The sequence below is a fragment of the Lipingzhangella halophila genome (assembly GCF_014203805.1).
Taxonomy (GTDB): Bacteria; Actinomycetota; Actinomycetes; order Streptosporangiales; family Streptosporangiaceae; genus Lipingzhangella; species Lipingzhangella halophila.
This window is the reverse complement of the sequence record NZ_JACHJT010000001.1, coordinates 3,125,649-3,137,949: the sequence shown is the minus strand read 5'-3', so window position 1 is coordinate 3,137,949 and position 12,301 is coordinate 3,125,649. Positions and strand designations below refer to the sequence as shown.

9 protein-coding genes are annotated in these 12,301 nt (G+C 70.0%); 4 read left to right on the top strand and 5 right to left on the bottom strand.

Translation table 11 applies throughout. The features are described 5' to 3' along the window. Nucleotides 1-231: 231 nt before the first annotated feature. The 4 genes from F4561_RS14530 to F4561_RS14515 all read left to right on the top strand — a co-directional run bounded on the left by F4561_RS14530 (nt 232) and on the right by F4561_RS14515 (nt 5,710). Nucleotides 232-1,107: a carbohydrate ABC transporter permease gene (locus tag F4561_RS14530; RefSeq protein WP_184583631.1), complete on the top strand. Its 876-nt coding sequence runs from the start codon at nt 232-234 to the stop codon at nt 1,105-1,107. Next, the gene (locus tag F4561_RS14525) at nt 1,097-1,981 is read left to right on the top strand and encodes a carbohydrate ABC transporter permease (protein WP_184579426.1); all 885 of its coding nucleotides are present in this window, start codon (nt 1,097-1,099) and stop codon (nt 1,979-1,981) included. Before F4561_RS14530 ends, F4561_RS14525 begins: the two co-directional genes overlap by 11 nt. 18 nt (nt 1,982-1,999) lie before the next feature. Next, nucleotides 2,000-3,340, top strand: coding sequence for an ABC transporter substrate-binding protein (locus F4561_RS14520; protein ID WP_184579424.1), 1,341 nt, complete (start codon nt 2,000-2,002; stop codon nt 3,338-3,340). A gap of 180 nt (nt 3,341-3,520) precedes the next feature. Next, a complete protein-coding gene (locus F4561_RS14515) occupies nt 3,521-5,710 on the top strand; it encodes an MMPL family transporter (protein WP_184579422.1) in 2,190 nt (729 codons plus the stop codon). A gap of 30 nt (nt 5,711-5,740) precedes the next feature. On the opposite strand, the gene F4561_RS14510 is transcribed toward F4561_RS14515, so the two are convergent. The 5 genes from F4561_RS14510 to F4561_RS14490 all read right to left on the bottom strand — a co-directional run bounded on the left by F4561_RS14510 (nt 5,741) and on the right by F4561_RS14490 (nt 12,277). Then, nucleotides 5,741-6,301 (bottom strand): STM3941 family protein, encoded by a 561-nt coding sequence (locus F4561_RS14510; protein WP_184579419.1) that lies wholly within the window; start codon nt 6,299-6,301, stop codon nt 5,741-5,743. Between the two features lie 79 nt (nt 6,302-6,380). Continuing rightward, a complete protein-coding gene (locus F4561_RS14505; RefSeq protein ID WP_184579417.1) occupies nt 6,381-8,504 on the bottom strand; it encodes a 3-hydroxyacyl-CoA dehydrogenase NAD-binding domain-containing protein in 2,124 nt (707 codons plus the stop codon). A gap of 121 nt (nt 8,505-8,625) precedes the next feature. Next, nucleotides 8,626-9,807: a thiolase family protein gene (locus F4561_RS14500; protein ID WP_184579414.1), complete on the bottom strand. Its 1,182-nt coding sequence runs from the start codon at nt 9,805-9,807 to the stop codon at nt 8,626-8,628. Nucleotides 9,808-9,952: 145 nt separating this feature from the next. Next, nucleotides 9,953-10,822, bottom strand: a complete 870-nt coding sequence (locus F4561_RS14495; RefSeq protein WP_184579412.1) for a tetratricopeptide repeat protein — start codon at nt 10,820-10,822, stop codon at nt 9,953-9,955. Between the two features lie 186 nt (nt 10,823-11,008). Continuing rightward, on the bottom strand, nt 11,009-12,277 hold the full coding sequence (locus F4561_RS14490; RefSeq protein WP_184579410.1) for an HRDC domain-containing protein: 1,269 nt from the start codon (nt 12,275-12,277) through the stop codon (nt 11,009-11,011). Between the last annotated feature and the right edge of the window lie 24 nt (nt 12,278-12,301).

Sequence of the window (12,301 nt, the reverse complement as noted above, 5' to 3'; positions counted from 1 at the left end):
TTGCCGCTGTTAGAAATACCACATTGTGCATGCTGGATAGCGCTTACCAATGACGTTTCGCGCATCAGCACCGTGGTCCCGAGTAGAGCGGTGGTCGTAGCGGATGAACCTGAGCGCAGGCACAACGCTGTCCGAGCCGGGGGACGGGCGGCGAGCGTGACCGCGACACTGCAGCGCGCGGAGTCCGGGCCCCGCGACACAACCCCCCCGCCCCGAGCCCGGCGGCTCTCAATGCGGCGCCGCGAGACACTCGCCGCCTACGCCTTCCTCGCGCCCTGGTTCCTGGGCCTCATCGGCATCACGATCGGTCCGATCCTGGCGTCGCTGTACTTCTCGTTCACCGACTACAGCATGATCGGCGGCTCCGACTGGGTCGGGCTGCAGAACTACCGCGACATGATCGGTGACCCCCGGCTGCACAGCGCGCTCGTCGTGACGTTCCAGTACGTCTTCGTCTCGGTGCCGCTGCAGCTCGCGCTGGCGCTGGCGCTCGCCATGGTGCTGGACCGGGGCGTGCGCGGGCTGCCGATCTACCGTTCCGTGTACTACCTGCCCTCACTGCTGGGCGCGAGTGTGGCGATCGCCGTCCTGTGGCGCCAGGTGTTCGGCGCCAACGGTCTGATCAACCAGGTTCTGGCCTACTTCGAGATCCAGGGCGTGGGCTGGGTTTCGCACCCCGACTACGCGCTGGGCACCCTGGTCATCCTGAATGTCTGGACGTTCGGCGCGCCCATGGTGATCTTCCTGGCCGGGCTGCGGCAGATTCCCGCGATGTACTACGAGGCCGCCAGCGTCGACGGGGCGGGCCCGGTCCGCCGGTTCTTCTCGGTCACCGTCCCCATGCTGACGCCGATCATCTTCTTCAACCTGGTGCTGCAGATGATCAACGCCTTCCAGACCTTCACCCAGGCGTTCATCGTCAGCTCCGGATCGGGCGGTCCGTCCGACTCCACGCTCTTCTACACGCTCTACCTCTACCAGCGCGGATTCGGAGCGTTCGAGATGGGCTACGCATCGGCGATGGCGTGGCTGCTGCTGTTGATCATCGGAGGGTTCACCGTGCTGAACTTCGTCGCCGCGAGGTACTGGGTCTTCTATGCCGACTGAGACGCGCCGCGCCGGTCCACCCGCCACCGGCGCCCAGACCCCCCAGCGGCGGAGCGCGGGCCGGGCGTTGAAGCACGCCATGCTGATCGCGTTCGGGCTGGTCATGCTCTACCCGCTGCTGTGGATGGTGGTGAGCTCGTTCAAGCCCACCGAGGACATCTTCAGCGAGCCCGGACTGATCCCGTCGACGTTCACCCTGGACAACTACACCGAGGGGTGGACGGCGCTGGAGTACCCGTTCCACCACTACATCTTCAACTCCCTGGTGGTGGTGGCCGGGGCGGTGATCGGCAACCTGCTGGCCTGCTCCATGGCCGCCTACGCGTTCGCCCGGTTGGAGTTCACCGGGCGGAAACTCTTCTTCGCCGTCATGCTGATGACGATCATGCTCCCGGTTCACGTGGTGATCGTCCCGCAGTACATCCTGTTCTCCGAGCTTGGCTGGATCAACACGTTCTACCCGATCATCGTCCCGAAGCTGCTCGCGACCGACGCGTTCTTCATCTTCCTGATGGTGCAGTTCATCCGCGGGCTGCCGCGCGACCTGGACGAGGCCGCGCGCATCGACGGGTGCGGGCACGCCCGCATCTTCTGGCGGATCATCCTGCCGCTGTGCACGCCCGCGCTGGCCACCACGGCGATCTTCACCTTCATCTGGACCTGGAACGACTTCTTCGCCCAGCTGGTCTTCCTCGTGGACCCGGAGATGTACACCGTCCCCGTCGCCCTGCGTACGTTCTCTGACTCGACGACACAGACCTCGTGGGGACCGCTGTTCGCGATGTCGGCCATCTCGCTGGGACCGATTTTCGGGTTCTTCCTGGCCGGACAGCGGTACCTGGTCAGGGGCATCGCGACCACCGGCATCAAGTGAGCGAAAGGAACCCGTGCAATGCGACCGGAATCCCCCCGCGGCCCAATGGGCCGGCGCCGTCCGAGCCGGCGGGCGACCGCATCGTTGTACTCCCGGCCCATGGCCGCGCTGGCGGCCGCCGCTGCGGTAGCCGTTACGGCTGCCGGTTGCGGCAGCGGCGACGACGGCGACGTCGAGCTGCGGTTCTCCTGGTGGGGCCATGACGAACGGCACGCCGTCACCCAGGAGGTCATCGACCTGTTCGAGGAGAAGAACCCCGGCATCACGGTCGAGGGCGAACCCACCGACTGGGACTCCTACTGGGACCGGCTGGCCACCAGCAGCTCCGCCCAGGACGCCCCCGACATCATCCAGCACGACGAACAGTACCTGCGCGACTACGCCGGCCGCGAGGCGCTGCTCGACCTCGACGAGGTCTCCGACCAGCTCGACGTCTCCGAGGTCGACGAGCTCGTCGTGGACACGGGCGAACTGGAGGGCGGCCGCTACGCGGTCCCCACCGGCGTCAACGCCTTCGTGATCGTCGCCGACCCGCAGGCGTTCGACGAGGCCGGCGTCGAGATGCCCGACGACACCACCTGGACCTGGGACGACTACGTCGACACCGCGATCGAGATCAGTGAGGAGTCGGGCGGCGACATCGTCGGGGCGCAGAACAACTCGTTCAACACCGCCGGGTTCGAGATCTTCGCCCGGCAGAACGGCGAGTCGCTCTACACCGAGGACGGCGGACTCGGCTTCTCGGCGGAGACCATGGAGCGGTGGTGGGAGTACACCGTCCAGCTCCAGGACGGCGGCGGAGAGCCCGGACCGGGGGACAGCATCGAGCGCGACGCCGACGGTCCGGACCGGTCGGTGCTGGCGACCAACGACGGCGCGATGGCCGGGTTCTGGACGAACCAGGTGGGCGACCTCACCGCGGCCGCGGACCGCGAGCTGGAGATCCTGCGGTTCCCCGGGGAGACCGAGTTCGAGCAGGCCGGCACGTTCTACAAGCCGGCGATGCACTGGACGGTCTCGGCCGACACCGAGCACCCCGAGGAGGCCGCGATGTTCGTGGACTTCCTGGTCAACGACACTGAGGCCGGGGAGCTCATGCAGGCCGACCGCGGGCTGCCCGCCAACACGACCGTGCGCGAGGAGATCAGCGGCGACCTGCCCGACGCCGACGTCAAGTCGGCCGAATTCCTCGCCGACATCGAGGACGACGTGCGCCCGTCCGACCCGTCGCCCCCGCAGGGCGCCGGCGAGGTGGTCGACATCGTCAAGCGGATCAACGAGGACATCCTGCACGGTGACACCACACCCGATGACGCCGCCAGCCGCTTCATCGAGGAGTCCGAGGCCGCGATCGAGTAACCGGGGCTGAGCCCCTCACGCAGCCCCCGGCCGCGTCCGGGGCGGGCGGTGACATCCGCCACCTCGCCCCCCGCCACGGTGCAAATGTAAGTACCGTACGCTTTGGTGAACTGCGGTAACCGGAGCGGCGCCCCAGGCGCCGCTCCGGTTCAATGTCACCACCTGTGCGAGAGCTGGTCCATGTTCGCGAGCCTCGGCCGGTTCGGCCACCGTGCACGTGCCTGGGTGCTGGTAGCGAGCGCGCTGTTCGTCGCCTTCGCCGCCGTATGGGGATCCGGCGTCTTCGACCGGGTGAGCGAGGGCGGGTTCGAGGACCCGGAGTCGGAGTCCATGCGGGCCGGCGAGCTCCTGGAGGAGGAGCTCGGGCACGACGACGCCGATGTCATCGCGGTCTACCGCAGCGGCGAGCTGGAGATCGACAACCGGATGTTCGCCTTCTCCGTCCAGCAGATGCTGGACGACCTGCCGGAGGAGAAGGTGGTCGAGGTCACGTCCTACCTCGACGAGGACCTGAGCGACCGCGAACGCGGCGCGCTGGTATCCGAGGACCGGCACGCCACCTACGTACCGATCACCCTGGAGGGGGACGACCGCGAGGAACGCCTGGCCACGTTCGAGGAGATCGAGAACGACCTCAGCGCCGGCCAGCTCGACAGCTACCTCGGCGGGCCCGTGGCGCTGGAGGCGGAGCTGTCCGAGAAGGCGGAGAGCGATGTCATCCGCGCCGAGCTGGTCTCGCTCCCGCTCCTGCTCCTCCTGCTGGTCGCGATCTTCCGCGGGCTGGTGGCCGCGCTGATGCCGCTCACCGTTGGCGGCCTGGCGATCCTCGGCTCGCTGACGCTGCTGCGCGGTCTCGCCTCGGTCACCGAGGTCTCGGTGTTCGCGATCAACGTGGCGACGATTCTCGGGCTCGGGCTGGCCATCGACTACGGCCTGTTCATAGTGAGCCGGTACCGGGAGGAGTACGCGCGGGGTGCGGACATGGAGACCGTGCTGCGCCGCACCCTGGCCACGGCCGGCCGTACCGTGGCGTTCTCCGGTGTCACGGTGCTGATCGCCTTCGCCGGGCTGCTGTTCTTCCCCCAGCCGATCATGCGCTCGATCGGGCTCGGCGGGATCGCGGTCGTGCTGTTCGACGTGCTGGCCGCCCTCGTGGTGCTGCCCGCGCTGCTCTCCGTGATCGGCCGCCGGATCGACGCGCTCCGGCTCCCGTTCGCCCGCCGGACACTCACCGGCGCCATCGCCGCGCGCACCGGCCCCTGGTCGCGGTTCGCCGGGCACGTCATGCGGCGGCCCGCTCTCTACATTGTCGTGGTCGGGGCCACGCTGTGCTCCTTCGCGGGCGCGCTGCTGCAAACCGACCTGGGCTCCACCGACCACCGGTACCTGCCCTCCGGCGCCGACACCCGGGTCGCGACGGAGTCGCTCGAGGAGGACTTCCCGGCCGGCGGAATCCGCCAGATGGACGTCGCGGTGGTCGGCGAGCCCAGCGACGGGGCCCTGGACGACTACGTGTCGCGCCTCGCCGACCTCCACGGGGCCGAGGGCGCCGACGTGGCGCGGACCGGTGACGGTATCGCGCACGTCACCGTCGACTACGAGGGCGAGGTCGACGATGCCGCGACCGGTGACCTGGTGCGCGCCATCCGCGACACCCCGCCGCCGGAGGGCGCCGAGGAGGTCCTGGTCGGCGGGATGGCCGCGATCCAGCTCGACAACGTCGACGCGATCGTCGAGGCCATCCCGGCGACCCTGGCGTTCATCACGATCGTGACGTTCGTGCTGCTCTTCGTCGCCTTCGGCTCGGTGGTGCTGCCCCTGAAGGCGGTGCTGATGGGGTTCCTCTCGCTCGGCGCGTCCCTGGGCGTGGTCATATGGGGGTTCCAGGAAGGGCACCTGGCGCCCGTGTTCGGTTTCGACCCCGTCGGGACGATCGACCCGACCTTCCCGGTGCTGATCCTGATCGTCGCGTTCGGCCTGGCGATGGACTACGAGCTGTTCCTGCTCAGCCGGGTGCGTGAGGAGTACCTGCGCACCGGGGACAACGCGCATTCCGTCGCGGCCGGCCTGCAGCGCACCGGCAGCATCATCACCAGTGCCGCGCTGCTGCTCATCGTGGTGCTCGCCGCGATGGGCACGTCCGATCTGCTCCTACTGCAGATCATCGGGATCGGCCTTGCCGTGGCGGTGGTGGTGGACGCGACGCTGGTGCGCGCGATCCTCGTCCCGGCGGCGATGCGCCTGCTCGGCAGGGCCAACTGGTGGCTTCCCCGGCCCCTGCGCCGGTTGCACGACCGGATCGGCATCAGCGAGGACGATGGTGGCCACATCCTGGAGGAGCCCGAGACGGTGGCGGACACCGGGCGGTAGCGGCGGGCCGGCCGGGTGGGCGCGGCCCGGCTACCCGGGACGCGCGCGCGTCAGCCTGCGGTCCTCGAAGACCAGGTCGGGGCGGTGCCGGCGGGCCTCGGCGACGATCTCCTCGATGGTGCGGTCCCAGGTCGGACGGGCCCGGACGGCGTAGCTGAGCTCCCATGGGACCGGAGGGCGAAGGGCGCGGTCGGTCGCGTCGCGCGGCACGAACACCAGATAGTGCAGCAGCATGGTGTCGCCGCGGTGCGGAACCACTTGCGTCGCGGCCCGGATCCGCGCGATATCCGCCCACGGCACGACGAGGTCGTCGGACACGGGCCGGGGCCAGGGTGCGACCACCCGTACTCCGGCGGGGTCCAGAACCAGCACGGGTCGCCGGGAGAGCATAGGGGAGGCGGCGAGCAGCCCGCCGCCGCCGAACAGCAGTACCGCCAGAACCCCGAGCACGGTGTCGACGGCGGCCCCGCCGCGCACGATCAGGGCCACCCCGGCCACCGAGAAGACCAGGCACGCCGCGAACAGCCAGACCCCACGCCACGTCACCCGGAACTTGCGGGTGACGGTGAACGCCTCGCCGGCATCGTTCATAGTCCAACAATAGGACGCCGGAGCCGGAACCGGCCCCGCACCGTTGCCGGTGGCGGGGCCGGTCCGGGTCGTTCGCGGGTCAGATCGCCTTCGGGCCGTCGGGGTGGAAGGGGGCCCCGTTGACCTTCTGCGCGATACCCGTCCAGTCGAGGTACGGGGTGATCCCGCCGAGATGGAACGGCCAACCGGCACCGGTGATCAGGCACAGGTCGATGTCGGCGGGCTCGGCCACCACACCCTCGTCGAGCATGATCCTGATCTCGCGGGCCAGTGCCTCCAGGGCGCGGTTCAGGATCTGCTCACCGGTCGACGGGTTGTCGCCGCCGGTGAACAGCTCCCGGACCTCGGGATCGAGCTGCAGGTCCGAGCCGAAGAGCTCCGTCTTGTTGGCCTCGACAAGCCGGCGGTGCGGCTCCGAGACGTGGAAGCGGTCCGGGAACGCCGCGCTGAGCGTCTCCGAGACGTGCAGCGCGACCGCCGGGCCGACGAGCTGCAGCAGCATCAGTGGCGGCATCGGCAGGCCAAGCGGGGCGACGGCGCGGTCGGCGACCTCGGGATCCGTGCCCTCCTCGACCGCGCCCAGCACCTCGCCCATGAAGAGCGTGAGCAGCCGGTTGACCACGAAGGCCGGCGCGTCGGCGCACAGCACCGCCGTCTTCTTCAGTGTCTTGGCGGTGGCGAACGCCGTGGCAAGGGTGGCGTCGTCGGTCCGCTCGCCGCGCACGATCTCCAGCAGCGGGAGCACGGCAACGGGGTTGAAGAAGTGGAAACCGACCACGCGCTCGGGGTGGCGCAGGCCGTGGGCCATCTCGCTGACGGACAGCGACGAGGTGTTGGTCGCCAGGACCGCCTCGGCGGAGACCACTTCCTCCACCTCGGCGAACACCTGCTGTTTGATGTCCATCCGCTCGAAGACGGCCTCGATGACGAAGTCGGCGTCGGCGAATGAGTCCTTCGTCAGCGATCCCGTTACCAGACCCTTGAGCCGGGTGGCGGTATCGGGGGACACGCGGCCCTTTGCGAGCAGCATGTCGACCTCGCCGTGGACGTACTCGACTCCCCGGTCCAGGCGTTCCTGGTCCAGGTCGGTCAGCACCACCGGCACGTTGAGCCGCCGGGCGAACAGCAGGGCGAGCTGACCGGCCATGAGACCCGCGCCCACGACACCCACCTTGGTGATCGGGCGCGCCAGCTCCTTGGCGGGAGCGCCAGCGGGCTTGCGCGCGCGCTTCTGCGTCAGGTCGAACGCGTACAGCCCGGCCTTGAGCTGGTCCGACATGATCAGGTCGGCGAGCGCGTCGTCCTCGGCGGCGAAGCCCTCGTCGCGGGTGCGGTAGCGAGCCTCGTCCACCAGGTCCAGCGCGCGCACCGGCGCCGGGGCGGCACCGTTGAGCTTGCCCTCGACCTGGAACCGGGTGTTGGCCACCGCGTTCGTCCAGGCCTCGCCCTTGTCCACCTCGGCTCGCCGCACGGCGACCGCGCCGTTGACGACCCTGGCAGCCCAGCGCAGCGACTCCTCGACGAAGTCGGCCGGCTCGAAGATGGTGTCGGCGATCCCCATCTCGTGGGCCTTGCGGCCGTTGATCGTCTTGTTCTGCGCCAGCGGGTTGTCGACGATGAGCTTGAGCGCGGCCTCAGCGCCGATGAGGTTGGGCAGCAGGTAGGTACCGCCCCAGCCCGGAACCAGGCCGAGGAACACCTCGGGCAGCGCGAGCGCCGTGACCCCGGTCGAGACGGTGCGGTAGTCGCAGTGCAGCGCTACCTCGACCCCGCCGCCCATGGCGGCACCGTTGACGAACGCGAACGTGGGAACGGTGAGCTCGCCGAGCTTGCGGAAGACGTCGTGGCCCAGCCTGCCGATCGTGTGCGCCTGCTCGCGGTTCTCGACCTGGGGCACCCCGGTGAGGTCGGCGCCGACCGCGAAGATGAACGGCTTGCCGGTGACGGCCACGGCCGCGATGTCGGTGCGCGCCGCCGCGGCGTCGATGGCCGCACCGAGGCTGGTCAGCCCGGTGGGCCCGAAGGTGTTCGGCTTGTTGTGGTCGTGCCCGTTGTCCAGGGTGATCAGTACAGCGGTGCCCGCCCCGTAGGGAAGCGCTACGTCGCGCGCGAGCGCCTTGGTGACGACCTCGTCGGCGAACTGCGCCGCGACTTCTTCCGCGCCAGGTGTGGCGGTGCGGGCGGCGTCGTTGGGGTTACTCACGTGGCGTTCCCTTCCCAGTCCGTGTTCGCGGCGCCCTCGGGCCGCTCGCGCTCGTCGCTCACTGGCCGGCCGGTCGGGCGTCCGGCTCGCGGGACCACCGCGGCCGCGCCCGCCGCCGGGCTCACACCCGCTCCCAGAGGACCGTGCCGCCCATGCCCATGCCCACACACATGGTCGTCATGCCGTAGCGGACATCGGGCCGCTCCGCGAAGTGCCGGGAGAGCTGCGTCATCAACCGGACCCCGGAGGAGGCCAGGGGGTGGCCTATGGCGATGGCGCCGCCCCACGGGTTGACCCGGGCGTCGTCGTCGGCGATCCCGAAGTGCTCCAGGAAGGCCAGTACCTGTACCGCGAACGCCTCGTTGATCTCGATGAGTCCGATGTCGTCCATGGTGAGGCCCTGGCGGCTGAGCAGCCGCTCCGTAGCGGGCACCGGCCCGACCCCCATGAACTCCGGCTCCACGCCGGCGAAGGAGAAGTCCACCAGCCGCATCCGGGAATCCAGGCCGAGCTCCCCGGCGACCTCCTCGGCCATGATCAGGGCGCCGGTGGCGCCGTCGTTCAGCCCTGCGGCGTTGCCCGGGGTGACGTTGCCGTGCGCGCGGAACGGAGTCTTCAGTCCGGCCAGCGACTCCATCGTGGTCCCGGGGCGTGGCGGTTCGTCGGAGGTGGCCAGGCCGTACCCCTCCTCGGCGGAGCGCACCAGCGTCTCGACCAGGTCCTGCTGGATCTTGCCGTCGGCGCTGGCCTTGGCCACCTTCTCCTGGCTGCGCACCGCGAACGCGTCGGCGCGCTCCTTGGTGATCGTGGGGAAGCGGTCGTGCAGGTTCTCCGCGGTGTTGCCCATGACCAGAGCGGAGGGGTCGACCAGCTTCTCGGAGAGGAAGCGCGGGTTGGGGTCGACACCCTCGCCCATCGGGTGGCGGCCCATGTGCTCCACACCGCCGGCGATGGCGATGTCGTAGGCACCGAACGAGATGCCAGCGCCGGTGGTGGTCACGGCGGTCATCGCGCCCGCGCACATGCGGTCGATCGCGTAGCCGGGCACGCTGCGCGGCAGGCCGGCCAGCAGGGCGGCGCTACGCCCGATCGTCAACCCCTGGTCGCCGATCTGGGTGGTGGCGGCGATCGCGACCTCGTCGACACGCTCCGGTGGCAGGCCGGGGTTGCGGCGCAGCAGTTCACGGATGACGCGGACCACAAGGTCGTCGGCGCGCGTCTCGGCGTACAGGCCCTTGCCGGCCTTGCCGAACGGGGTCCGTGCCCCGTCGACAAACACGACATCGCGGGCAGTTCGCGGCACGATGGCCCCTCCTTCAAGCAACGGGTGGGTAACTCACCCCCATGCTACTCGCCAGTAACTAGTGCCGCGAGCACTGATGGGCCGGCCGCCACGGGGCGGTTGGCTTGGTGCGGTCGAGGAGGGGCGCCGCCGGTGCGGTGCCGCCCTAGAAGAGTGCGGCGGCGTCGCGGTGCCGCCCGGCGGCGCTCAGCGCTCCGGCGAGGTCGCGGCGCATCCGCATGGTGAGCACCCGGATGTCGGGGTCGCCGGCAACGGCCAGCCCGTGGCGGTAGGCCAGCCGCAGCGTGTCGACGGCCTCGTTCGCGCGCCCCGCCTGGGTGTAGGCGCGTCCGAGCCGGTGGTGGACCATCAGGGTGTCGTGATGCCGGCTTCCCAGGCGGCGCTGGCGGTGCGCGAGCGCGATCCGCAACTGGTGGATGGCGTCGTTGTGCCGACCGGCCGCGGTGAGTGCCATGCTCAGCCCGAGGCGCAGGCCGTCGCGCTCCTCGGCGGAGGAGGAATCCTCCAGGGCCTGCTCGAAGCGGGCGATCGCGGCATCGGGGCGGCCGCTCCTGCGATAGCACTGCGCCAGCCGGGCGCGCGCGGTCACCGTGTCGCCGGCCGTGCTTCCCAGGCTCTGCTCCCGGTTGCTGAGCAGGCTCTCCCACTGGCTGGCGGCGTCGTCGAACCGGCCGGCGTCCTCGTAGGTCCAGGCGAGGTTCTCCCGGATGACATCCGTCTGCTCGTGGTCGTCACCGAACGTCACCACCGCGTCGGTCAGGGCCTGTTCGAACTGGGATGTGGCCGCGGCGCGCCGCCCGATCTGGGCGTACTTGCCGGCGAGGTTGTTGCGCGCCGTGATGCTGCGCGGGTCGGCCGAGCCGTAGGCGTCGACGGCCTGCTGCAGGGTTCGCTCCAGGGCCGCCGCACGCATGGCTGGTGTCCCGGCATCGTTGGTCTGGTCGGCATCTGCTGCGTTGGTGTCTTCGGGGTTCGTGAGCCCCGTCCAGCGCAGCAGTGCCTGCCACACCGACATGGGACTCACCCCCGCGTAGCCAGGTGTCGGACGCCACTCACGCTTACTGCCCCGTACCGATATCAACACGATTCCATAACATAGGCGGCGCGTCGGGATTTCGGGATCCAGTGGACGGTGCGGGACCAGTGAAATATGTCACTTGTACTATTTTACGGTGTTGGCCGGTTTTGAGGCGGGTCCAAATTACCGCTGCGCCGCACGCAGCGCGTCAGCGAGGGCCTCCGCGGCCAGGGCGATCTGCCACTCCCGGGCGTTGTTCTCGCGCAGGTGCTCGGCGACCGCGTCGGCGCCGTCCGACCGCGGGGGCGTCCACGCGAGCCGGCGCACGGCGTCGGGCTGCAGCAGGTTCTCGGTGGGCATGCTGACCTGTTCGGCGATTGTGGACACCACCTCGCGCACAGTGTCCAGGCGCCGCGCGGCATCGGGGTCGCGGTCGGCCCAGCGGTTGGTGGGCGGTGGGCCGTCGCCCGGAGCGCTGGGCTGCGGAAGCTCAGCGCCGGGCATGTCGCGCACCCGATTGATCGCCTTGATCCACACTGGCACGTAGCGCCGGGCGAGCCGCGTGCTGAACGGCTTGATGGCCGCGAGCTCGGGTGCCGTGCTCGGCATCGCCGTGGCCGCCTCGACGATCCCGGAGTCGGGTAGCACCCGGCCCGGCGAGATGTCGCGCTCCTGGGCGATCCGGTCGCGCTCCTGCCACAGCTCTCGGACCACACCCAGGGCACGCTGGTTGCGCACCTTGTGGATCCCCGACGTGCGCCGCCACGGATCGGGGCGCGGCTCCTTGGGCGGGGCGGCCAGGACCGCGGCGAACTCCTCGTGTGCCCATTCCAGCTTCCCGGAGTCCGCCAACTCGGCTTCGAGTTTGTCGCGCAGGTCGACCAGGACCTCCACATCCAGCGCCGCGTAGCAGAGCCAGTCCTCCGGCAGCGGCCGGATGGACCAGTCAGCCGCCGAGTGCTCCTTGGCCATGCGCAGCCCAAGGAGGCGCTCGACCATGGAGGCCAGCCCCACGCGCTGGTAGCCGAGCAACCGGGCGGCCAGCTCGGTGTCGAACAACCGGTCGGGACGCAGGTCGAGCTCGCCCAGGCAGGGGAGGTCCTGGTGCGCGGCATGCAGCACCATTTCCACCCCGGCCAGGGCGCTGTCGAGACCGGTCAGGTCAGGGCAGGCGACCGGGTCGATCAGCGCTGAGCCGGCACCCTCGCGGCGGAGCTGGACGAGGTAGGCCCGCTGTCCGTAGCGGTACCCCGATGCCCGCTCCGCGTCGACCGCGACTGGGCCCGAGGCCCTGCCGAACGACTCGGTGACGCGAGCCAGGTGCCCCTCATCCGAGACGACCGCGGGCACGCCGTCGCGCGGAGCGCTCAGCAACGGAATGTCCTCGCCGTCCTGCCCGTGCGAGGCGCCCGGATCCGGTTCACCTGACTTGGAGTTCAGAACGTTCGCCACGCAACCACGGTATGCGCTCCCGGA

Bases quoted from the DNA above. Each gene is read 5' to 3' on its own strand.
- F4561_RS14530 (WP_184583631.1), top strand. From the start codon at position 232: ATGCGGCGCCGCGAGACACTCGCCGCCTACGCCTTCCTCGCGCCCTGG.
- F4561_RS14525 (WP_184579426.1), top strand. From the start codon at position 1,097: ATGCCGACTGAGACGCGCCGCGCCGGTCCACCCGCCACCGGCGCCCAG.
- F4561_RS14520 (WP_184579424.1), top strand. From the start codon at position 2,000: ATGCGACCGGAATCCCCCCGCGGCCCAATGGGCCGGCGCCGTCCGAGC.
- F4561_RS14515 (WP_184579422.1), top strand. From the start codon at position 3,521: ATGTTCGCGAGCCTCGGCCGGTTCGGCCACCGTGCACGTGCCTGGGTG.
- F4561_RS14510 (WP_184579419.1), bottom strand. From the start codon at position 6,301: ATGAACGATGCCGGCGAGGCGTTCACCGTCACCCGCAAGTTCCGGGTG.
- F4561_RS14495 (WP_184579412.1), bottom strand. From the start codon at position 10,822: ATGTCGGTGTGGCAGGCACTGCTGCGCTGGACGGGGCTCACGAACCCC.